At 73.2% G+C, this 20,276-nt stretch carries 19 protein-coding genes; 10 read left to right on the top strand and 9 right to left on the bottom strand.

From position 1 onward, the window contains the following. The first annotated feature begins 56 nt into the window (after positions 1-56). Positions 57-581 (top strand): MarR family winged helix-turn-helix transcriptional regulator, encoded by a 525-nt coding sequence (locus tag GXP74_RS18560; RefSeq protein ID WP_182452561.1) that lies wholly within the window; start codon positions 57-59, stop codon positions 579-581. A gap of 102 nt (positions 582-683) precedes the next feature. Here the strand turns inward: GXP74_RS18560 and GXP74_RS18555 are convergent, their stop codons facing one another. Both GXP74_RS18555 and GXP74_RS18550 read right to left on the bottom strand, forming a co-directional pair. After that, positions 684-1,517: an SAM-dependent methyltransferase gene (locus GXP74_RS18555; RefSeq protein WP_182452560.1), complete on the bottom strand. Its 834-nt coding sequence runs from the start codon at positions 1,515-1,517 to the stop codon at positions 684-686. Between the two features lie 123 nt (positions 1,518-1,640). Beyond that, positions 1,641-2,264, bottom strand: a complete 624-nt coding sequence (locus GXP74_RS18550; RefSeq protein ID WP_225448031.1) for a TetR/AcrR family transcriptional regulator — start codon at positions 2,262-2,264, stop codon at positions 1,641-1,643. A gap of 86 nt (positions 2,265-2,350) precedes the next feature. Between GXP74_RS18550 and GXP74_RS18545 the strand changes: the two genes are divergently transcribed. Continuing rightward, entirely contained in the window at positions 2,351-3,298 is a 948-nt protein-coding gene (locus GXP74_RS18545; RefSeq protein WP_182452558.1) for an aldo/keto reductase, read from the top strand. A gap of 26 nt (positions 3,299-3,324) precedes the next feature. Further along, the gene (locus GXP74_RS18540; protein ID WP_182452557.1) at positions 3,325-3,624 is read left to right on the top strand and encodes a DUF2316 family protein; all 300 of its coding nucleotides are present in this window, start codon (positions 3,325-3,327) and stop codon (positions 3,622-3,624) included. Between the two features lie 217 nt (positions 3,625-3,841). Here GXP74_RS18540 and GXP74_RS18535 read toward each other — a convergent pair whose 3' ends face one another. After that, the gene (locus GXP74_RS18535; RefSeq protein WP_182452556.1) at positions 3,842-6,283 is read right to left on the bottom strand and encodes a tetratricopeptide repeat protein; all 2,442 of its coding nucleotides are present in this window, start codon (positions 6,281-6,283) and stop codon (positions 3,842-3,844) included. Positions 6,284-6,426: 143 nt separating this feature from the next. Continuing rightward, positions 6,427-7,104 carry a hypothetical protein gene (locus GXP74_RS18530; protein WP_182452555.1) on the bottom strand — a complete coding sequence of 226 codons (678 nt, stop codon included), beginning with the start codon at positions 7,102-7,104 and terminating at the stop codon, positions 6,427-6,429. A 673-nt stretch (positions 7,105-7,777) separates the two neighbouring features. Here GXP74_RS18530 and GXP74_RS18525 point away from each other — a divergent pair. From GXP74_RS18525 to GXP74_RS18515, 3 genes are all read left to right on the top strand, one after another. Beyond that, entirely contained in the window at positions 7,778-8,674 is an 897-nt protein-coding gene (locus tag GXP74_RS18525) for a Rieske 2Fe-2S domain-containing protein (RefSeq protein ID WP_182452554.1), read from the top strand. A gap of 71 nt (positions 8,675-8,745) precedes the next feature. Then, entirely contained in the window at positions 8,746-9,288 is a 543-nt protein-coding gene (locus GXP74_RS18520) for a bacterioferritin (RefSeq protein ID WP_182452553.1), read from the top strand. A 389-nt stretch (positions 9,289-9,677) separates the two neighbouring features. Beyond that, a complete protein-coding gene (locus tag GXP74_RS18515; RefSeq protein WP_182452552.1) occupies positions 9,678-11,057 on the top strand; it encodes a mycothione reductase in 1,380 nt (459 codons plus the stop codon). A gap of 10 nt (positions 11,058-11,067) precedes the next feature. On the opposite strand, the gene GXP74_RS18510 is transcribed toward GXP74_RS18515, so the two are convergent. Genes GXP74_RS18510 through GXP74_RS18500 form a run of 3 tightly spaced genes read right to left on the bottom strand, consistent with a single transcriptional unit; the run spans position 11,068 to position 14,692 of the window. After that, entirely contained in the window at positions 11,068-13,164 is a 2,097-nt protein-coding gene (locus GXP74_RS18510; protein ID WP_182452551.1) for a xanthine dehydrogenase family protein molybdopterin-binding subunit, read from the bottom strand. Beyond that, entirely contained in the window at positions 13,161-14,162 is a 1,002-nt protein-coding gene (locus GXP74_RS18505) for a xanthine dehydrogenase family protein subunit M (RefSeq protein ID WP_182452550.1), read from the bottom strand. The genes GXP74_RS18510 and GXP74_RS18505 overlap by 4 nt, the downstream gene beginning before the upstream one ends. Further along, on the bottom strand, positions 14,159-14,692 hold the full coding sequence (locus GXP74_RS18500; RefSeq protein ID WP_304940921.1) for a 2Fe-2S iron-sulfur cluster-binding protein: 534 nt from the start codon (positions 14,690-14,692) through the stop codon (positions 14,159-14,161). The genes GXP74_RS18505 and GXP74_RS18500 overlap by 4 nt, the downstream gene beginning before the upstream one ends. A gap of 239 nt (positions 14,693-14,931) precedes the next feature. Between GXP74_RS18500 and GXP74_RS18495 the strand changes: the two genes are divergently transcribed. From GXP74_RS18495 to GXP74_RS18480, 4 genes are all read left to right on the top strand, one after another. Beyond that, a complete protein-coding gene (locus tag GXP74_RS18495; RefSeq protein ID WP_182452549.1) occupies positions 14,932-15,978 on the top strand; it encodes a YhjD/YihY/BrkB family envelope integrity protein in 1,047 nt (348 codons plus the stop codon). 141 nt (positions 15,979-16,119) lie between these two features. Then, positions 16,120-17,754 carry an NAD(P)/FAD-dependent oxidoreductase gene (locus GXP74_RS18490; protein ID WP_182452548.1) on the top strand — a complete coding sequence of 545 codons (1,635 nt, stop codon included), beginning with the start codon at positions 16,120-16,122 and terminating at the stop codon, positions 17,752-17,754. A 79-nt stretch (positions 17,755-17,833) separates the two neighbouring features. Further along, a complete protein-coding gene (locus GXP74_RS18485; RefSeq protein ID WP_182452547.1) occupies positions 17,834-18,310 on the top strand; it encodes an SRPBCC family protein in 477 nt (158 codons plus the stop codon). A 154-nt stretch (positions 18,311-18,464) separates the two neighbouring features. Further along, on the top strand, positions 18,465-18,821 hold the full coding sequence (locus GXP74_RS18480; RefSeq protein ID WP_182452546.1) for a PRC-barrel domain-containing protein: 357 nt from the start codon (positions 18,465-18,467) through the stop codon (positions 18,819-18,821). 64 nt (positions 18,822-18,885) lie between these two features. On the opposite strand, the gene GXP74_RS18475 is transcribed toward GXP74_RS18480, so the two are convergent. Then, entirely contained in the window at positions 18,886-19,554 is a 669-nt protein-coding gene (locus tag GXP74_RS18475; RefSeq protein ID WP_182452545.1) for a DedA family protein, read from the bottom strand. 535 nt (positions 19,555-20,089) lie between these two features. Then, positions 20,090-20,251, bottom strand: coding sequence for a DUF5670 family protein (locus tag GXP74_RS18470; RefSeq protein WP_304940920.1), 162 nt, complete (start codon positions 20,249-20,251; stop codon positions 20,090-20,092). Positions 20,252-20,276 lie beyond the last annotated feature (25 nt).

The raw sequence follows: 20,276 nt of genomic DNA, 5'->3' as shown, positions 1-20,276 counted from the left end.
CAAAGGCAAGCGGTCGTGCGGAGCGCACGGGCAGGAGAGAAGGGTGGAGGGGCGGCATGGAGGAAGCCGGGCACGACGGTGTGGCGGAGCGGCGTGAGCAGCTGATGGAGTCGCTGCGGATCTACGGCGGCCACTACGCCGAGCTCGGTCGGCGCTTCGCCGCCTGGCTGGGCCTGCACTCCACCGACGCGACAGCGGTCCTGGAGATCGCCGCCGCCGAGGAGCGCGGCACCCCCCTGTCACCGGCGCGCCTGAGCGAGCGGATCTCCCTGTCCACGGGAGCCACCACCGCGCTGCTGAACCGTCTCGAAGCGGCCGGGCACATCACCCGCGCCCGGGAACACGCCGACCGGCGCATCGTCACCCTGCGCAGCGGCGGGCACATCCAGGAACGGGCGGACGAGTTCTTCGGCCCGCTGGGCCAACGTCTAGACGCCGCGATGTCGCACTACCCGCCCCGACTCCTGGAGCAGTTCGAGGCATTCATGGCCGACCTGAACACCACCATGGACACCCACCTCGCGGAACAGAGCGCGCGGACGCCGCGCTCCTCCCGCGCCCCCGGTAGCCGGACCCCCTGACCCGCGCGGCGGGGACCGCGGGCCTCCGGGCATCTCGGACATCAGGGACGAGTACCGGCCGAGCGCGTGGACGCGGTGGCCCACGCGGCGTCGGCCGCCGTACTACGGCTTGCGGGCGATGCCCGCGTAGACGGTGACCTCGCTGTCGTCCAGGGTCGGGCCGCCGTCCGGGTGCCAGCGGTTGGCCAGGGCGACGCCGGGGGTGTCGAGTTCCAGGCCGGTGAAGAAGCGCTCGACCTCCGCGCGGGTGCGCTGGTAGCTGTCGATACCGGCGTTGCGGTAGTGCTCGGCGGCGCGGGCCACCTCGTCCGGGGCGGAGTCGGCGGTGCCGGTGGTCACCGCCAGGAAGCTGCCCGACGGCAGGGCCGCCACCAGCTGCTCGACCAGCGGGCGGGCCACCTCGTCGCTGTAGAAGTGCAGGATGTTGATCAGGGTCAGCGCCACCGGCCGGGTCAGGTCGAGCGTCTCGTGCAGCACCGGGTGCACGAGGAGCTTGCCGACGTCGCGCAGGTCGCCGTCGATGTAGGCGGTGCGGCCCTCGGGCGCGCTGGTCAGCAGCGCGCGGGCGTGGGCGAGCACGATCGGGTCGTTGTCCACGTACACGACCCGGCAGGCGGGGTCGACGCCCTGGGCGATCTCGTGCAGGTTCGGCGCGGTCGGGATGCCGGTGCCGATGTCGAAGAACTGGCGGACGCCGTGGACCTCGGCCAGCCGCCGGGTGATGCGGTGCATGCAGGCCCGGGCGGCCAGGGTCGCGGTGTGCGCCCTGGGCCAGTCGCTGATCACCCGGTCACCGGCCGCCCGGTCGGCGGGAAAGTTGTCCTTGCCACCCAGGAGGTAGTCGTAGACCCGAGCCGAGTGGGCCTGGTCGGTGCGCAGGTCGACGCTGGGCCGCAGGCCCGCGTCCACCTTCATCCACGCGTTCGGATCGGTCATCTCCGCCCCCTGTCCTTGCTCGCGCCGCACGTGTACGACGCGTCACGATCATAGGACGGGGCCCGGCCGGGCTGGTCGAGCGACTCTCAGCGCGCTTGTGGGATACGCCACTTCGGCGTCCGGTCAGGGGAGCGGCCGGGGACGCAGGCCGTCCACGACCAGGTCGAGCAGGCGGCCGGTCTGTTCCGGCGCGCCACCCCCGGCCGTCGACAGGAACACGCCGAGCAGGATCGCGGTCACGTCGTCGGGGTCGACGTCGCCGCGCAGCGTCCCCGCCCGGGCTCCGGCGGTGAGCATCTCCCCGATCGCGCCGGTGATCCGCTCCCGGGTGGTCGGTGTGGCGATGCGGCCCGAGATCCAGCCCGCGCGGAGGGTGTCGATGATGCCGCGTTTCCGCGCCGCGAACTGGGCGTAGCCGTCCATCCAGGCCCGCAGCGCGGCCTCCGGCGGGTACGCGTCGAGCAGGGCCGGGACGCTCGCGGTGATGTCGTCGAGCTCGGCCGCGTAGACCGCCTCGACCAGCGCCTCCCTGGTCGGGAAGTGGCGGTACAGGGTGCCGATGCCGACCCCGGCCTCGCGGGCGATGCCCTCCAGCGGCACGGAGTCGTCGGCGGCGGCGAAGGCGGCCCGGGCGACGGCGACCAGACTGTCGCGGTTGCGCCGCGCGTCCGCGCGGAGCGGGCGTTCGGCGCGGACGGGCGGCTTCTGCTGCGGCTGCGGTAGCGGCGGCTGGTGCGGCGAGGCCAAAGCGGAGGAACCTCCGTTAGTGTTACAGTCGAGTGAGCGGAGGATCCTCCGCTTTCTCCATCGTCTCATAGGACTGGAGCTCAGTCATGTCCGTCGGTACCCCCTCCCCCCTCACCACCGCCAGCGGCGCGGAGCGCCCCGGCGGCGGCGGCCGGATCGCCGGTCACACCGTCTCCCGGGTCGGCTACGGCGCGATGCAGCTGGAGCGCCTGCACGGCGACCGCGCCGCCGCCGTGGCCCTGCTGCGCCGCGCCGTCGAGCTCGGCATCGACCATGTCGACACCGCCGAGTTCTACGGCAATGGCCTGGTCAACGGCCTCCTCCGGGAGGCGCTCCGCCCCGAGGACGGCGTCACCGTCGTCAGCAAGGTCGGCGCCACCCCCAACCCCGGCGGCCGCATCCCGCTCCGCCCGGCGCAGCGACCCGAGGAGCTGCGGGCCGGTGTCGAGGACAACCTGCGCAGCCTCGGCCTCGACCGGATCCCGGTGGTCAACCTGCGCCGCCTGGACACCGGCCCCGGGCTCCGGGCCGAGGGCGACCAGGTGGTGGACCTCGACGACCAGCTGGCGGTGATGACCGCGCTGCGGGACGAGGGCAAGATCGGCGCCATCGGCCTGAGCAGCGTGACCATCGACGGGCTGCGCCGCGCGCTCCCGGCGGGCATCGTCTGCGTGCAGAACGCCTACAGCCTGGTGGCGCGCGGCGACGAGGACATGCTCGCGCTCTGCGCCGCCGAGGACATCGCCTGGGTCCCGTACTTCCCGCTCGGCGGTTCCTTCCCCGGACTGCCGAAGGTGGCGGACGAACCGGCGGTCCAGGCCGCGGCGCAGTCCCTCGGACGCACCACGGCGCAGGTCGGCCTGGCCTGGCTGCTGCGGCACGACCCCCGGGTGCTGCTCATCCCGGGCACCGCGGACCCCGACCACCTGGAGGCGAACGTCGCCGCGGGCGCGCTGGCGCTCTCGCTCGACCCCACCCTGCTCGCCGAGCTGGACGCCGTGCCCAGCCGTTCGGCGGACGTGCCGATCGGCTGACCGGCCCGACTCCCGGAAGGACCCCCATGTCACTGAACCCCGAGGAGCGGCGGCGCACCAGTGCGGAGCTGCGGGCGAACCTGCGGCTGAGCGGCGCCGAAACCGACCGGCTGGCCGAGCAACTGGGCTTCACCGCCGAGCGGTTGGAGAACACCCTGGCGTTGGACGGGCGGTCGGCGCCGGTGGACGTGTGGCTGCTGCGCGACTGCCTGGAGGACCTGGTCCGGGCCCGGGGCGCGAGCCCCGCCCCGTACAGCGTGCTGACCGACCGGGCCCGCCGAGCCGCAGCCGTCTGGTTCCCGCTGCCGCCGCGCTCCCGGCCGTAACCGGGGTGCGGCGGCGCGGGCCGGGTCTCGCCGACTGCGCAGCCCCCGGAAGGCGGGCCTGTGTTGGCTTCCTGACGTCTGGTTGCGAGCAACGCGGGAGCCGCTGGGCGACGCGGCATTCGAGTCCTGCCGAAGCCGACTGTCCAGCGCTTGGGCGGTGCCGGTCGGAAGCGGCGCTGCGGGGATCTTCGGACCCCGGCCGCGGCAACGCCGCAGCTCACGGTTGCCCGGTGCTGTCCCGGCCGTGAGCGCGGCCGTCCTGATCGAGGTCCTCAAAGAACGCCCAGGCCTCCTGGGATTCCGGGATGTCCAGCGCGGCGTAGAGCTTGACCGCCCGGCGGCCGTGCTCGCGGGCCCGGCCCAGCCGGCCCAGCCGACGGTGCGCCCGGGCCAGCCCGAGGTGCAGCCGGGCCAGGTTGTAGCGCTCACCGGTGTGCCGCAGGTAGGAGAACGCGGCGCGGTAGTTGACCAGGGCGGCCGCCGGATCGTCCCTCGCCAGGTGGAGGTCACCGAGCGCCATGTGCGACTCGGACTGGCCGAAGGTGTCGTGTTCGAGCCGGTACAGGTCCAGCGCCTGCTGGTGCAGCCGCCGGGCCTCCGCGCCGCGCCCGAGCCGCTGGTACAGCTCACCGAGCTGGTGCAGCGAGGTCGCCTGGCCCAAGCGGTTGCCGGCCAGCCGGTACCAGGCCAGGGTCTGCTCGTGGTGCTCCAACGCCTCGGCATGGTTCCCCAGTTGGGCCTGGACCGGACCGAGGTTCGACTGCGCGACGATCTCCACCGCGCGGTCCCCCGTCCGGCGGCTGATCGCCAGTGCCCGCTGGTGGTGCCGCAGGGCCTCCAGCGGACGGCCGGTGCGGGCCAGCACCAGACCGAGGTTGGTCAGCGTGTGCGCCTCACCGGCCGGGTTGCCGATCCGACGGTGCAGCGCCAGCCCCTGCCCGAGCAGGGCCGTCGCGGTGGGGTAGTTGCCGAGTTGGAAGTGCACCAGCCCCAACTGCCGCAGCGTTTCCGCCTCCCGCAGCTGATCCCCGAGCTGCCGGGCCGCCTCCAGCGCCCGGACGTTCACCAGCAGCGCCTGGTCGGCCGGTATCCGCCGGACCAGGTGCCGCCACAGGATCGCCGGGAGCTCGGCGGTGTAGCGGGGTGCGCCCAGCTCGGCTGCCTGCGCCGCCGCCTCCAGTAAGTTGCGCAACTCCTGGTCGAGCCAGTCCAGCGCCCGCGCCCGGTCGGCGAAGGCGGGCGGCGACCCGGCGGGGGCCGGGATCGGTGGCCGGTGGCCGGCGTCCAGCGGGAACAGCCGGTCCATCGCCCGCGCGGCCGCGTAGCGGTAGTGGTCGAGCAGTCGGACCAGCGCCGCCTGCCGCGACTCCGGCGGCTCCTCCGTGCTGACCAGCTGCCGGGCGAAGTACCTCAGCAGGTCGTGGAAGGTGAACCGGCCGGGGACGTGCTCCACCAGCAGGTGGTGGTCGTACAGGTCGTCCAGCAGGCCCTCGGTGGTGGACGGCGGCAGGTCGCCGAGGGCGGCCAGCGCGGGCACGGTGAAGTCGTCGCCCGGGTGCAGCGCGGCCAGCCGGAACAGCCGCCGCTGCTCCGGCGGGAGCGCACGGTAGGAGTCGGCGAAGGCGGCGGCGACGCTGCGGTCCTGGACCGACAGTTCGGGCAGCAGCCGCTGCCGGTCCCGGAGTCGGGCCAGCAGGTGTTCCGGCGTCCACACCGGGTGGTGGGCCAGCCGCGCGGCCGCGATCCGGATGGCCAGCGGCAGCCGCCCGCACAGCCGCACGATCTCGCCGACGGCCTGGCGCTGGTCGGCCACCCGGCGCGGATCGGCGATCCGGGTGAACAGGTCCGCCGCCTCGCTGTCGCTGAGGACGTCCAGCGACAGGCCGGTGGCGCCGGCCAGTGCGGGCATCCGGCAGCGGGAGGTGATCAGCGCCATGCTGCCGGGACCGCTCGGGATCAGCGGCCGGACCTGCGCCGCGTCCACGGCGTTGTCCAGCACCACCAGCAACCGCCGGTCGGCGACCTCGCTGCGCCACAGGTGGGCCCGCTCCTCGGTGCCGCCCGGGAGTCTGACCTCGCTGACGCCGACCGCGCGCAGCAGCCGCACCAACGCGGCACCGGGGTCCAGCGGGCTCTGCCCCGGGGTGAAGCCGTGCAGGTCGACGAAGAGCTGGCCGTCGGGGAAGGTGTCGGCGAGGGCGTGCCCGAGGTGCACCGCCAGTGCGGTCTTGCCGACCCCGGCCATCCCGTCGATGCACACCACCGACACACCGGCTCCGGTGCTCGCTCCGGCGTTCGCTCCGGTGAGTGGGGGCAGGAAGTGCTCCAACTCGCGGTGGCGGCCGGTGAAGTCCGCGACGGCGTAGGGCAGCAGTCGCGGCACCGGCAGTACGTCCGGCCCGACGGGTTCCGCGTCGGTGTCGGCGTCAGCGGCGGTGGCGTCGGGGCGGGCGGCGGTGAGCAGGCGCTCCTGGGCTGCCGGGTCCAGGTCGAGGGCGGCGCCGAGCCGGGCGACCGAGGAGAGACGTGGTCGGCGGCGACCCGCCTCCAGCACGCTGATGGTGTGCGCCGAGACGCCGGAGGCGTCCGCCAACTGCTCCTGTGTCCAGCCGACCTGCAACCGGCACTTCCGGAGCAGGCCCCCGAAGCCGTCATCCATGCGCTCGCCCCCGGTACGACCCTAGCCGGGTCCGACAGGGTACGCGGGGTTCTGAACGAAGGTTCGACTATTGTCCAGTTGTCGCGCATGCGGCCGGGCGGCCGACGGGGTTCCGTCGGCCGCCCGGTGCTGTGCGGCGGTGCTCAGTGGTCGCAGGCGTCGATGTACCAGACCGGCGTCCAGTTGTAGTCCGCGTTCCAGGAGACCGCGCCCGGCGTCGTGTAGATGGTGTCGTAGCTGCTGTTGCCGAAGAACGCCTCGGTGCCCGGGGTCTCGTTGTTCAGCCAGGAGCCGTTGCCGTTCCAACCGGAGCCCGGCAGTTCCTGCCACTCGTTGCACTGGCTGACGTTCCACTGGGTGCCGCTGGCGTCCGTCCCCTGCCAGCTGCACAGGTACTCGTAGGCGCACGTCGAGCCGTACCAGGACAGCGTTCCGCCGTCGACGACGACGCTGGGCTTGGCGTCGGCCGGGCGGTTCCCGGACCGGGAGACGGCGGACGCGGGCGCGAACCCGAGGTTGACCGCCCCGGGCAGGACGTGCGCGTACTTCTGGCCGGGCAGCACCAACAGCACGGACGAGCCGTGCGGCAGCGCGATCTCGTTCGCCGCGACCTGGGTTCCGCCGTCCTTGGACAGGATCTGGTCCACCTGCCCCTGCAGACTGCGGGCCTGGTCACTGGACAGACCCACGGCCTTGGCCTGGGCGGCGAAGGGCGCGGCCGCGGGCGCGGCGGCAGTGGCGGCGCCAGTGGTCGCCATGGCGATGACGACCATCCCGGCGAGGACGGCCGCCAACCGACGGACGGGGGCTAACAACGACATATCTGGAACCCTTCCGGTTGGGTGACTGGTGGACGGAGGCCGGTGCAGCGGAGGCGGCCCCGACCGGAACGTACGGCCGGGCGAGCGGCCCCGGCGCGTGGACCATCCTTGGCGAGGACCCGGCTACCTCACCATGACGTTGACTTGACGTTCCCAGGGCGCTCAGCGCCGCCGAGACCACGCGTCAGTGAGCCGACAGGGCTCCGGCCGGTGCCTCAGCTCCGGCGAGGCGGTGTGGACGGCCCGTGGCTCCGCCGTGCGCGAGCCGAGGCCATGGGTACTTCCGCCGGTCGGGTGCGGGCCCCGCTCGGCCCGGGTTGTCGCGTCAGGCGCACCGTACGGATCCGCGCCTCACCAGGGGGCGCCCGCTCGGGGGACGGCGTGTTCCGGCGAGCACGCCCGCTGAGTACGTCACCCGGATGTACCAGCAGCCGACCGGGCACGGGGCGCGCGGACGGCGCTCGACCTGCTGCGGGGCGCTGCGGGCGGAGCGGCCCGGTCGCACCCGCAGGTCCACAGGGCGAACCTGGAGGTGCGGGCCGGAGGCACACGGACGCCATCGGCCGCGCACCGACAGCCGGTGGTGTGACCCCTGAGCGGTGCGCCGCCGGACGCTCCCCCGCCGAGCCGTTCGACCCCGTTTGCACGGAGCAGGAAGGGTTAGCCGACCACCATGAAGCTCACACGAACGATCCTGGAGTCCGCCTCACGGCGGACCCCGGTGGGCGACACGCTCGACCGGATCGACCAGCAGCGCTGGCTGGACAATGCCGTCGGCCCGCTGCGGGGCGCGGTGCGGGGGCTGCCGCTGGGTGACACCCGGGACCTGCTGCACGGGGTGTGGCTGGGGCATCCGCTGCACCCCACCCTGGTACAGGTCCCGATCGGGGCGTGGTCCAGCGCCGCGGTACTGGACCTGCTGCCCGGCCAGCGCCGGGCGGCCACCGTGCTGGTGGCGGTCGGGCTGGCGGGCGCGGTCCCGGCCGCGCTGGCCGGCTGGGTGGACTGGGCCGAGCAGCACGAACGGCAGATGCGGGTCGGTGTGGTCCACGCGGCCGCCAACGCGACCGGGGCGGTCCTGTACGCGGCGTCGCTGGCGGCCCGGCTGCGCGGCCGCTCGTTCCGGGGCCGGATGCTGGGCTTCGCGGGTCTGGCGGCGGTGAGCGCGGGCGGGGTGCTCGGCGGCCACCTGGCTTTCCGGCAGGCCGCGGGCGCGAACCACGCCGAGGACGTCCCGCATGTGGCCGAGCCGGGCTGGCACTCCCTCGGGCAGCTCGGCGAGTTCCCCCTCGGCCGCGCCGAACGCCGGATGCTGGGCGAGGTCCCGGTACTGGTGGTCCAGGAGACGGCGGGCGTGGTGCGCGTGCTCGCCGACCGTTGCAGTCACCTGTCCGGCCCGCTGTCCGAGGGCAAGGTCGCCGACGGTTGCGTGGAGTGCCCCTGGCACGGCAGCAGGTTCCGGCTGGCGGACGGCGGGGTCGCGGCCGGACCGGCGACGGCTCCGCAGCCGGTGTTCGAGACGAAGGTCGTCGGTGACCGGGTCCAGGCCCGGCCACCGGCGGAGGCCTGACCGGGCGGTCCCGGCCGTTCGGTCATCCCAGTGAATCCCCATCCCTGTGCCAGGAAAGGCGGTACCAGCCCATGGCTGACTTCCTCACCGACATCGAGACGCTGCGCGACCGCGCCCGCAAGGAGATCGACAAGGGCCCCGTCACCGACGCCTACGGCGCGGACCTCAAGCGCGTGCTTCAGGTACTGAACGAGGCCCTGGCCACCGAGATCGTCTGCGTGCTGCGCTACAAGCGGCACTACTACACGGCCAGCGGCCTGTACTCGGAGCCGGTCGCGGCGGAGTTCCTGGAGCACGCCGGCGAGGAGCAGCAGCACGCGGACAAGCTGGCCGAGCGGATCGCGCAGTTGGGCGGCGAGCCGGACTTCAACCCGGACACCCTCAGCACCCGCGCGCACACGCCGTACGACGCCAGCGCCGGGCTGATCGCGATGGTCAGGGAGGACCTGGTGGCCGAACGCGTCGCGGTGGCCTCCTACACCGAGATCATCCAGTGGCTCGGGGACAAGGACCCGACCACCCGCCGGGTCTTCGAGGACCTGCTGGCCCAGGAGGAGGAGCACGCCGACGACCTGCGCAGCCTGCTCGAACGCATTCCGCCGGAGTCCTCCTGATGACGGACTACGGCTTCTTCCTGTCCAGCGGGGTCAGCGCGCCCGTCCATCCGTTCCGGCTGCCTGTTCCCGTTCCGCGCGGCGCAGCACGCTGAAGGGCAGGAGCAGCCAGCACACGGCGAACCAGGCCGTGACGACCGCGCTGACGATCCACGCCGGCGCGTGGTCGCCGGTGGCCGTGCGCAGCAGCAGCAGGAGCAGGGCCGCGCCGATGGTCAGGGCCAGCAGCGCGAGCCCGTTCCGGTCGAACGTTCCCAGGGTTTGGTGCTCATCACACTCGCCTACCCCTCGGCGGCACTTTCAACTGACCGTGATCCCCATGAGGGATCGTTTGGCGGGTTTCGTCGGCCGGAGGGAGTAGTCGGCCGTAAAGCGGATACGTTCCGGACATGCGACATTACGATCTCGTCGTCCTGGGTGCGGGCACCGGCAACGCCCTCATCGACGACCGCTTCGCCGGTGTGGATGTCGCCATCGTCTCCGCGGGCCCCTTCGGGGGCACCTGCCTGAACGCGGGCTGCATCCCCAGCAAGATGCTCGTCGCCACCGCCGACGTCGCCGACGCGGTCCGGGACGCCGGGCGGCACGGTGTGGACGCCCAACTGCGGCAGGTGCGCTGGCGCGATGTGCGGAGCCGGGTGTTCGGCCGACTCGACACCGAGGCCGCCGAGGGTGAGGAGGGCCGTCGCGCCTCCGACCACATCACCGTGTACCGGGGCCTCGCCCGCTTCACCGGGGACCGCCGCCTCACCGTGGACACCGCCGACGGAGCCGTGGAGATCGAGGCCGAACGGATCGTCATCGCGGCCGGCGGCCGACCGGTCGTTCCTCCCGTGGTCGAGGACTCCGGCCTGCCCTATGAGACCTCCGACACCGTGATGCGGCTGGACGAGCTGCCGCAGCGGTTGGTGGTGCTCGGCGGCGGCTATGTCGCCGCCGAGCTGGCGCACGTCTTCCGCTCTTTCGGCAGCCACGTCACCGTGGTCGAGAAGGGCGAGCGGCTGCTCGGACAGCAGCAGGACGAGGCAGTCTCCGCCGCCTTCACCGACGCGATGCGCGACCAGTGGGACCTGCGGCTGGGACGCGAGCTGACCGCCGTGTCGGGGCGCCCCGGGGACCTGCGCCTGACCCTGGACGACGGCACCGAACTGCGGGCCGACACCCTGCTGGTGGCTGTCGGCCGCCGCCCCAACAGCGACCTCCTCGACCTCCACCGGGCGGGCATCGACACCGGCGAGGACGGCCGCGTCACCGTCGACGCACAGCTGCGCACCACCGCCGAGGGGGTGTGGGCGCTCGGCGACGTCTCCACCCCGGTGCCGCTCAAGCACGTCGCCAACCGCGAGGCACGGATCGTCGCGCACAACCTGTTGCACCCGGGCCGGGAGCGGACCATGAACTACGACGCGGTGCCCTCGGCCGTCTTCACCCGCCCGCAGATCGCGCAGGTCGGCCTGACCGAACAGGAGGCCCGCGACCGGAAGCTGGACTACGCCGTTGCCGTGCACCGCTACGCGGACGTGGCGTACGGCTGGGCGCTGGAGGACACCGAGGGATTCTGCAAGGTGATCGCCGACCGGCGCACCGGACGGCTCATCGGTGCCCACCTCTTCGGTCCGCAGGCCGCCACCCTGGTCCAGTCCCTGGTCGTGGCCCTGACCACGGGTATGACCGCGGCGGAGCTGGCTGAGGGGCCCCTGTGGATCCACCCGGCGCTCACCGAGGTCGTGGAGAACGCCCTGCGGGACCTGGACACGGTCCGGACGTAGGCGAGCGCGTTCAGGTCAGGCGCGGGAGAATCGTGTCCGGCGTCATGGGCAGTTCGCGCAGGCGAATCCCCGTCGCGTGGTGGACGGCGTTGCCGATGGCGGCCGCGGTGCCGACGATGCCGATTTCGCCGATGCCCTTGCTGCCCATCGGGTTGAGCCGGGAGTCGTCCTCCTCGATCCAGTGGGCCTCGATGGCGGGCACGTCAGCGCTGGCCGGTACGTGGTAGGAGGCGAAGTCGTTCTCGGCGAAGTCCCCGTAGGAGGGGTCGAGGGTGCTGCCCTCCGTCAGTGCCATGCCCAGACCCATGGTCATGCCGCCGATGAACTGGGAGCGTGCGGTGCGCGGGTTGAGGATCCGGCCGGCGGCGTAGACGCCCAGGAGGCGTCGGAGCCGTACTTCGCCCGAGACGGTGTCGACCTGGACTTCCGCGAAGTGGGCTCCGAAGGCGTGCCGCGCGTACGAGGACTCGGCGCCCGCTTCCTGGTCGGTGTCCGCGCTGACCGTGACACCGTCGGCCGGGAGGTCACCGGGCAGCGCGCGCAGCCTGTCGGCCAGTGCCGTGCACGCCTTGTTCACCGCCCATCCCCACGAGGCGGTGCCGGAGGAGCCGCCTGCCAGCGGGGCCGGGGGGAGGTCGCTGTTGCCCAGGTCCAGGCGCACGGATTCCAGGGGTGTCCGTAGCGCGGCGGCCGCGATCTGGGCGAGGACGGTGCGGGCACCGGTGCCGATGTCGGTGGCGTTGACGCGGATCCGGTAGATCCCGTCGGGCGCCGCGTGCGCGGTGGCGCGGCAGGGCGAGACGAGCACCGGGTAGGTGGCGGCGGCCACCCCTGTGCCTACCAGCAGGTTTCCCTCGCGGCGCACTCCCGGGCGGGGGTCGCGGGCGGCCCAGTGGAAGCGGCGTGCCCCCTCGCGCAGGCAGGCGATGAGATTGCGGCTGCTGTACGGACGGCCGCTGCCGGGTTCCACGGCGGGTTCGTTGCGCACGCGCAGCTCGACGGGGTCCACCCCGGCGGCGACGGCGAGTTCGTCCATGGCCGTTTCCAGGGCGTACATCCCGGGGGTCTCCCCCGGCCCGCGCATCCAGGAGGGGGTCGGCACGTCGAGGGCCGTGACCTGGTGCGACGTGCGGCTGTTCGGGGAGGTGTACATGATCCGGGCGGGTACCGCGGCCTGTTCGACGAACTCCTTGACGGTGGAGGTCCGGGTGACGACCTCGTGGGCCAGCGCGGTGATCAGTCCGTCGTGGCCGGCGCCCAGGCGCACGCGCTGCAGGAGGGGTGCCCGGTGGCCCACGACCGCGGCCAGCTGGCTTCGCGGGAGTGCGAGTTTGACGGGTCGTCCCGTGTGCAGGGCGGCCATCACGGCGAGCACGACCTGAGGTCGAGGGGTCCCCTTGGAGCCGAAGCCGCCGCCCACGTACGCGGCGTGCACGGTGACCTGTCCGGGGGCGAGGCCGAACATCGCGGCCAGGGTGTCGCGTACCGGGGTGGAGCCCTGGGACGAGTCGTGGACCGTCAGGTGCCCGTCGCGCCACTGGGCGGTGGCGGCGTGCGGTTCCATGGGGTGGTTGTGCAGCGCCTTCATCACGTAGGTCGCGTCAGTGCGGACCGGGGCCGCGGCGAAGGCGGTGTCGAAGTCGCCCCGCTCCTGACGGGCGGCGTTGCCGCCGTTGGCCGATTCGGGCGTGTACAGGCCGGAGTGGTCGACGGTGAGCTCCACGTCCGACGGGAGCACCTCGTAGGCGACCCGCACGGCTGCGGCGGCGGCGCGGGCACCCTCAAGCGTGTCGGCCACCGCCAGGGCGACGTACCAACCGCGGTGGGGCACGGTGGCGTCCTGCAGGACGGCGAGCGTCGGGTCGTCAGGCCGTTCGACACGGGGCGCGGTGTGATGGGTGAGGACGGCGAGGACCCCGCTCGGCGCCAGCGCGTCGGTCGTGTCGACGGCGACGACACGCCCACGGGTGATGGTGGCGGGGACCGGCCAGGCGTAGGCGCACCCCGGCGGTGTGTGCTCGGCCGCGTAGCGCGCGGTGCCGGTGACCTTCTCCCGGGCGTCCCGCCGTACCTGCGGTGTGCCCAACGGGGGGTTCTGCCGGGTCACGCGCCGCCGCCTTTCCCTCGGTCGGCGAGTTCGCTCAGCACGTCGACGGTGAGGTTGCGCGCCAGAGGCACCTTGAAGCCGTTGTCACGCAGCGGCCGTGCTGCGGCGAGCTCGGCGTCGGCCGCCCGGGCGAAGACAGCCTCGGTCGCCGGAGATCCGTGCAGCACCTCCTCGGCCCGGCGGGCGCGCCAGGGCCGGTGGGCGAGGCCGCCGAAGGCCAGCGCGACGCCGGTGATCCTGCCGTCCCGGACGTCCAGCACAGCGGCCACGGAAACCAGTGCGAAGGCATAGGAGGCGCGGTCGCGGACCTTGCGGTAGGCGGAGGCGGCTCCGGGGGCGGCCGGCGGCAGTTCGACGCCGGTGATCAGCTCTCCGGGGCGGATCTCGCAATCGCGCTCGGGGCGGTCGCCGGGCAGTCGGATGAAGTCGGTGACCGGCACGCTCCGCCTCCCGTTCGGCCCGACCAGCCGCACCACCGCGTCCAGGGCGCTCAGTGCCACGCTCATGTCGGAGGGATGTGTGGCCACGCAGGCCGCTGAGTGACCGAGGACCGCGAGGTCACGATGGATGCCTTCGCGGGCCGGACAGCCGGTGCCGGGTTCGCGCTTGTTGCAGGGCTTGGAGCCGTCCTGGAAGTACAGGCAGCGAGTGCGCTGCAACAGGTTCCCGCCGGTGGTGGCGGCGTTGCGCAACTGCCCCGAGGCCCCGGCGAGCAGTGCCTGGGAGAGTACCGGGTAGCGGGCCCGCACCGCAGGGTGCGCCGCGAGGGCGCTGTTGCGCACGGTCGCCCCGATGAGCAGTCCTCCCGCCGGCGTCTCCCGCACCCGGTCCAGGGGAAGGCGGTTGACGTCGATCAGGGTGCCCGGGGCCTCGACTCCCCGTTTCATGAGGTCGAGGAGGTTGGTCCCACCGGCGAGGTAGCGCGCGTCCGTATGCGCGGCGAAGGCCGCGACTGCTTCCGTCGTGTCGACCGGGCGGACGTACCCGAACGGCTTCACCCGGCCACATCCTTGATCGCGTCGACGATGTGCGGATACGCGCCGCAACGGCACAGGTTGCCGCTCATCCGCTCGCGGATCTCGGTATCCGTCAGGTCCACTGGTCCACCGGCGGGTTCGAGGGGCGACGTGACGTGCGAGGCGTGGCCCGCGGCAGCCTCCGCGAGGACGCCCACCGCTGAGCAGATCTGCCCCGGCGTGCAGTAGCCGCACTGGAGGGCGTCCCGGGCGACGAACGCCTCCTGCAGCGGATGCAGTCGTTCGCCGTCCGCCAGGCCCTCGATCGTGGTGATCGCGAGGCCGTCGGCTGCCACCGCGAGCAGCAGGCAGCTGTTCATCCGAGCCCCGTCCACCAGGACGGTGCACGCTCCGCACTGCCCGTGGTCACAGCCCTTCTTGGTCCCGGTCAGGTCCAGGTGCTCACGCAGCGCGTCAAGCACGGTCGTACGGTGGTCCAGCGTCAGTTCACGCGGGTGCCCGTTGACGTCCAGGACCACCGCCGACCGGATCCCGGTGGCCGTCGGCTCCACGCTGTCACACCTCTCGTCCGGCCTGATCCCTCTCCATGTCCGCACCGGCCCGCGCGCAAACCACCGCCCCCTCCGATCGGGTGAACGCCGCGCGCCCCGATCGAGGGGCCCGCCGCGGGACTGATCCGCGACCCAGCGGGCACTCCTATCGGTATGACCACCGGCTGCCAGGGCTACCCCTACCTCACCGACGTCCAAAGGGCGACGGTCCGCTCGACGACGTAGGGGGGGAGGGGGGCATGCCACGGCTGACCGTGCCGGTGAACCCCATGGAACCGCGCCGTCCGTCCCGGTGGCGGCGCCTGCAGCGGACCTGGCAGCGCTCGTGGGCGCAGTCGTTCACCGCCGCGGCGCGGGAGGTCGAGCTGACCAACAGGGCGCTCAGCTTCGCGGCCCAGGCCCTGGTCACCTTGGTGCCGCTGCTGATCGTGGTGGCGGCCGCGTACCCGGTGCGGGGCGAGGGCTTCGCCGCCTGGCTGGTCGACGGGCTCGGCGTGACGGGTTCGTCGGCCGAGACCGTCCGCCACCTGTTCTCCGCGCCGCAACGCGTGCTCAGCACCACCAGCGCCTTCAGCGTGGTCGCCGCCGCAGGGTTCGGGCTGTCCTTCGCCGCCTGTGTGCAGACCGGCTACGAGCGGGTGTGGGAGCTTCCGCCGGGCCACTGGCACTCCGTCTGGCGCCGGGGCGCCTGGCTGGCGGCGCTGACCGCCGCGCTGTTCGTGGACGTCCACAGCGCCTCGCTGCTGCGCCACGGGTGGCCGCAGGGGACGACTCGGGCACTGGTGACGTACCTGGGCGCCACTGCCCTGTGCTGGTGGGGTCAGTGGATCCTGCTGGAGCGGCGGGTGACCTGGCGTCAGCTGTTCCCCGGCGCGGTGCTGACCGGCTTGGGCCTGGCGGCGCTGCGGGCCCTGTGCTCGCTGCTGCTGGCGCCCCTGCTGGCGGCCAACGCGGTCACCTACGGTCCGATTGGTTCCGTGCTGATGGTGCAGACCTGGCTGATCGGCGTCGGCACCGTGGTCTTCGGCAGCGCGCTGCTGGGGCGGCAGTGGAGCGAGAGCCGGATCCCCCAGGAGCACGTCCGGCTGCGGGTCCGGATGGCGCAGCCGCGCATCCACGGTCCCCGCGGCTCGGGTACCTACGCGTCGGTGATCCGTACCGGTCGGTCGCCGCAGCCCAGGAGCAGCCCGTCGCCGACGGCGGCCGGCACGCAAGCCCGGCCTCGGCGGCGACCGCCCAGGCGCCCCCGGCGCGGCCCGAAGCCGCGTGACCTCGACAGCGGCTGAGCCGAGCCGACACCGGGCCTGTCCCGGCTGCACGCCGTGCGCCCCTTTTGAGGCATTGATCCACTAATGTTCCTCGTGGGGGCAGGCGGCGATACAGGGCTCCTCCCCTCTGTGGTGGGGCACCACGAGGCGAGGTTCTCCATGGCGGATGCGATCGTCGTCGGCTCGGGCCCCAACGGCCTGGTGGCCGCCAACGTCCTGGTCGACGCGGGCTGGCAGGTCCAGGTCCTGGAAGCCCAACCGGAGCCCGGCGGCGCGGTGCGCAGCGACCGCGGGGTGGATCCGGACTTCGTCAGCGACCTGTTCTCCGCCTTCTACCCGCTGGCCGTCGCCTCCCCGGTGATCCGGGCGCTGGAGCTGGAGCGATTCGGGCTGCGGTGGAGTCATGCGCCGACGGTGATGGCCCACCCGCTGCTGGACGGGCGCTGCGCCACGCTGCACCGCAGCGCGGCGGCCACCATGGCTGATCTGGAGAGCGCGTTCGGGGCCCTGGACGCCCAGGCGTGGGGGCGGCTGTCGGGACTCTGGGAGCACCTGGAGCCGCATCTGCTCCAGTCGCTGTTCGCCCCCTTCCCGCCGGTCAGGGCCGGTGCGGCGGTGGCGGCGAAGCTGCGGGCGGCAGGCGGGCTGCGGGCGGCACGGTTGTTGACCCTGCCGGTGCGCCGCCTGGCTCAGGAGGAGTTCACCGAGCCCGGCGCGGGGCTGCTGCTGGCCGGGTGCGCGTTGCACGCCGACCTGCTGCCGGAGGCGGCGGGCAGTGCCGCGTTCGGGTGGCTGATGGCCATGCTCGGGCAGCAGGTGGGCTGGCCGGTGCCGGTGGGCGGGGCGGGCGAGTTGACCGCCGCGCTGGTGCGCCGGCTGGAGTCGCTGGGTGGGAGCGTGCGGTGCGACGCCCGGGTCGAGGAGGTCGTCGTGCGCGGCGGCAAGGCGCTGGGGGTGCGTACCGCCGACGGCCAGAGCTACCGCGCCACCCGGGCGGTCCTGGCCGACGTCCCCGCCACCAGCCTCTACGGTGGGCTCGTGGCCTGGGACGACCTCCCTGCGCAGGTGCGCGCCGACATGCACCGCTTCCAGTGGGACTTCTCCACCTTCAAGGTTGACTGGGCCCTGAACCGCGCCATCCCCTGGACCGCGCCCGCCGCGTCCACGGCGGGGACCGTGCACCTGGGCGCGGACCTGGACGAGCTGAGCGACTACGCCCTCCAGGTCACCACCGGACGGTTGCCCCGGCGGCCCTTCGCCCTGCTGGGGCAGATGACCACCGCCGATCCCAGCCGCTCCCCCGCCGGTACCGAGTCCGCCTGGGCCTACACCCACGTGCCCCAGCACATCACCGGCGACCTGGGCGAGGGGGGCATCACCGGACGCTGGGACGAACGTGAGGCCGAGCTCATGGCCGACCGCGTCGAGGAGCAGGTCGAACGCTTCGCCCCCGGCTTCCGCGACACCATCGGCAGCCGACGCATCCTGACGCCGCACCTGCTCCAGTCCCTGGACGAGAACCTCGTGGGCGGCGCCCTGAACGGCGGCACCACCGCCGTCCACCAGCAGCTGGTCTTCCGCCCGGTGCCCGGCACCGGCCGCCCGGAGACCCCGATCCCGCGCCTGTACCTCGCCTCGGCGTCCGCCCATCCCGGCGGCGGCGTCCATGGAGCCCCCGGCGCCAACGCCGCCCGCGCCGCCCTGCGCGCCCACTCCCGCACGGTCGGCCGCCTGTTGTCCCCCGGCCTGGCCGCCGCCCAGCGACTCCTGTCCGGACCCACCCCGGGAGCCTGAGGCCCGACCGGCAGCCGCCGCACCGACCACCCGCCCCGCCCCCGCCCCGCACCGCACCGCACCCGTACGAGGAGTTCCTGTGGCCAAGCGCCAGCAGTTGATCAAGTGCCCGCCGGAGCAGGTCTGGAAGGTGCTGGCCGACGGCACCAGCTACGCACAGTGGGTGGTGGGCACCCAGCACATCCTGCACGTCGACGCCGCCTGGCCCGCTGTCGGCGCCCGCCTGCGCTTCCGGGTCGGGGTCGGCCCGGTGAACTTCCAGGACTCGTGCGTCGTGCGGATCTGCGAACCGGAACGCCGCCTGGAGCTGGAGGCCAAGGCCGAGCCCTTCGGCACCGCGCGCATCGCCATCGAACTCATCCCCTGGGCCGAGCACACCCTGGCCATCCTCGACGAGCACCCGCTCCTGGGACCGGGAGCGCGCCTGCAGGGACCGCCCAGCGAACTCCTGCTCCACCTGCGCAACCGCCGCATGCTCAGCAATCTCGCCCGCACCGCCCTCCAGTGGGACCCTGCGGCAGCCTCGGGCGACGTCCGGACCGCCGGTCGGCACTGACCCGACGCGCCGGGCGGACGCGTTCCGGGCGGGGCCGGGTTCGCCGAGTGGGTGGCATGAGTCGGCCGGAGCGGGACAGGAGGTTCATTGGGGCAGCAACTCGGCTGTTTTATTTCAAATCAGGTGTTTTCACCTGCTGCAGAAGGGTGTTCCCGTGGCGAACGGCATGTGGGGCTACCAGGCGGACTCCGGCTATCAGACCGGGACCGACCTGACGGGCTACAAGGTCGAGGCGACCGACGGCCACATCGGCAAGGTGGACAAGCACTCCCCGGACGTCGAGGCCGGGTACATCGTCGTCGACACCGGGCCGTGGATCTTCGGCAAGCACGTGCTGCTGCCCGCGGGCACCATCACCTCCGTCGATGCCGCCAACGAGACCGTCCAGGTCGGGCGCACCAAGGAGGAAATCAAGAACGCCCCCGAGTTCGACAAGGACCAGCACACCGGCGACGCCGCCTACCAGCAGCAGGTCGGCAACTACTACGACGGCGACACCTCGCTCAGCTGACCGCCCGCGCGGCAAGGGGCGGCCCCCGCACTCGGTCTGCGGGGGCCGCCCCTTGCCGCGCCGGTCAGCTGTCCGTGGAGCGCCGCGGGAGCGGCTCGCCGAGGTCTGCCCGCCGGTGGTGCCGGTGCCACAGGGCGCGGGCGGCGAAGCCGGCGGCGAGCACCGCGGCGGCGGGCAGGAGCAGGAGTTGGTAGTGCACGGCCTGGTGGTAGATCGGGCCGATGTCGGTACCGGCGCCGTAGCCCAGTGCGGTCCACAGCGCGGTCCACCCGGCGGCGCCGACCGCGTTGGCGGCGGAGAAGCGGGACCGGGACAGGTGGTTGGCCCCGGCGAGCAGGCCGTTGGTCTGCCGCAGCCCGTCCACGAACCGGGCCGCGAACACCACCAGCGTTCCGTGCCGCCGGTAGAAGTCCTCCGCACGCGCGTAGCGCTGCGGGGTGAGGCGGACGTAGCGCCCGTAGCGCTCGATCAGCGCACTCCCCTGGCGGCGGCCCAGCAGGTAGGCGGCCTCCGCGCCCGCGAGGGCGGCCGCCCAGGCGACCAGGGCCACGGCAACCACGTTCATGCGGCCGCTGCCCGCGTACACCGCCGCCACGATCAGCACCGTCTGCCCCGGAACTGGTACGAGCACGTTGTCCAGCCCCACCAGTAACGCCAACGCCGGGTAGCCGCCCCGGTCCAGCAGCGGTTCGAGATGCGCCAGCGCCCCCGGCAGCCCGGGACCGCCGCTCACCGCCGACCCGCCGTTCCCGCACCCGACGCCCGCCCGTGCTCGGGCACACGCGGGAGCGCGGTCCCCTCCGTCACCGACATCGGCCACACGATCGCAGTCATGGTCACAGCGGCAGCCTCCCAGCGTCTCGTCCTGACATCGCGCAGCAACACCTGCCCGATTCGCCCGAACTCACCCCACCGCCCGCGCGCCTGTCCCGTTCCACGTCGCTCGGGACGGGGACCTAACGTGCATGCCTTTCTCCTTTCCCAGCCGAAAGGCATTTCCCTCTTGTCCCGCTCGTCCCGCTGGATTTCGCGCAGCCGAAGAGGCGGCATGGCTGTCGCGGGGAGGGGTCGGCGCGGACGCCCGGAGGATACGCGCGGGTCACACGTCGGCTGGCCCGCGCCGACCCCTGTACGGCACCTACCCAGTGATGCCGCCGAGGTGCACCTGAAAGGGAAGTGATTCCAGGTGGAGTGCGCCCGTACGCATGCCGCGGGGCGCACCGGTCGGTGCGCCCCGCGGCATGCGTACGGTTACGGCCGGTGCCGGGTCACCATCGGTACCAGCGGCCACCGCCGCCGCTGCTGCGGGCGAAGAATCCGACGACCCACAGGACCAGGACCACCACCGCGACCCACCACAGAATGTGGATGGCGAAACCCGCACCGCCCAGGATCAGCGCGAGCAGAAGAACCACCAGAAGAGCACCCATTGTTATCATCCTCCTTCATCACGCT

This window comes from Streptacidiphilus sp. P02-A3a, assembly GCF_014084105.1.
Taxonomy (GTDB): domain Bacteria; phylum Actinomycetota; class Actinomycetes; order Streptomycetales; family Streptomycetaceae; genus Streptacidiphilus.
This window is presented reverse-complemented; position numbering and strand designations above follow the sequence as displayed.

What these genes read in the sequence shown, in the direction of transcription:
- GXP74_RS18545 (WP_182452558.1), top strand. Translation starts at nt 2,351, where the DNA reads ATGTCCGTCGGTACCCCCTCCCCCCTCACCACCGCCAGCGGCGCGGAG.
- GXP74_RS18495 (WP_182452549.1), top strand. Translation starts at nt 14,932, where the DNA reads ATGCCACGGCTGACCGTGCCGGTGAACCCCATGGAACCGCGCCGTCCG.
- GXP74_RS18470 (WP_304940920.1), bottom strand. Translation starts at nt 20,251, where the DNA reads ATGGGTGCTCTTCTGGTGGTTCTTCTGCTCGCGCTGATCCTGGGCGGT.
- GXP74_RS18515 (WP_182452552.1), top strand. Translation starts at nt 9,678, where the DNA reads ATGCGACATTACGATCTCGTCGTCCTGGGTGCGGGCACCGGCAACGCC.
- GXP74_RS18525 (WP_182452554.1), top strand. Translation starts at nt 7,778, where the DNA reads ATGAAGCTCACACGAACGATCCTGGAGTCCGCCTCACGGCGGACCCCG.
- GXP74_RS18540 (WP_182452557.1), top strand. Translation starts at nt 3,325, where the DNA reads ATGTCACTGAACCCCGAGGAGCGGCGGCGCACCAGTGCGGAGCTGCGG.
- GXP74_RS18490 (WP_182452548.1), top strand. Translation starts at nt 16,120, where the DNA reads ATGGCGGATGCGATCGTCGTCGGCTCGGGCCCCAACGGCCTGGTGGCC.
- GXP74_RS18560 (WP_182452561.1), top strand. Translation starts at nt 57, where the DNA reads ATGGAGGAAGCCGGGCACGACGGTGTGGCGGAGCGGCGTGAGCAGCTG.
- GXP74_RS18555 (WP_182452560.1), bottom strand. Translation starts at nt 1,517, where the DNA reads ATGACCGATCCGAACGCGTGGATGAAGGTGGACGCGGGCCTGCGGCCC.
- GXP74_RS18535 (WP_182452556.1), bottom strand. Translation starts at nt 6,283, where the DNA reads ATGGATGACGGCTTCGGGGGCCTGCTCCGGAAGTGCCGGTTGCAGGTC.
- GXP74_RS18530 (WP_182452555.1), bottom strand. Translation starts at nt 7,104, where the DNA reads ATGTCGTTGTTAGCCCCCGTCCGTCGGTTGGCGGCCGTCCTCGCCGGG.
- GXP74_RS18520 (WP_182452553.1), top strand. Translation starts at nt 8,746, where the DNA reads ATGGCTGACTTCCTCACCGACATCGAGACGCTGCGCGACCGCGCCCGC.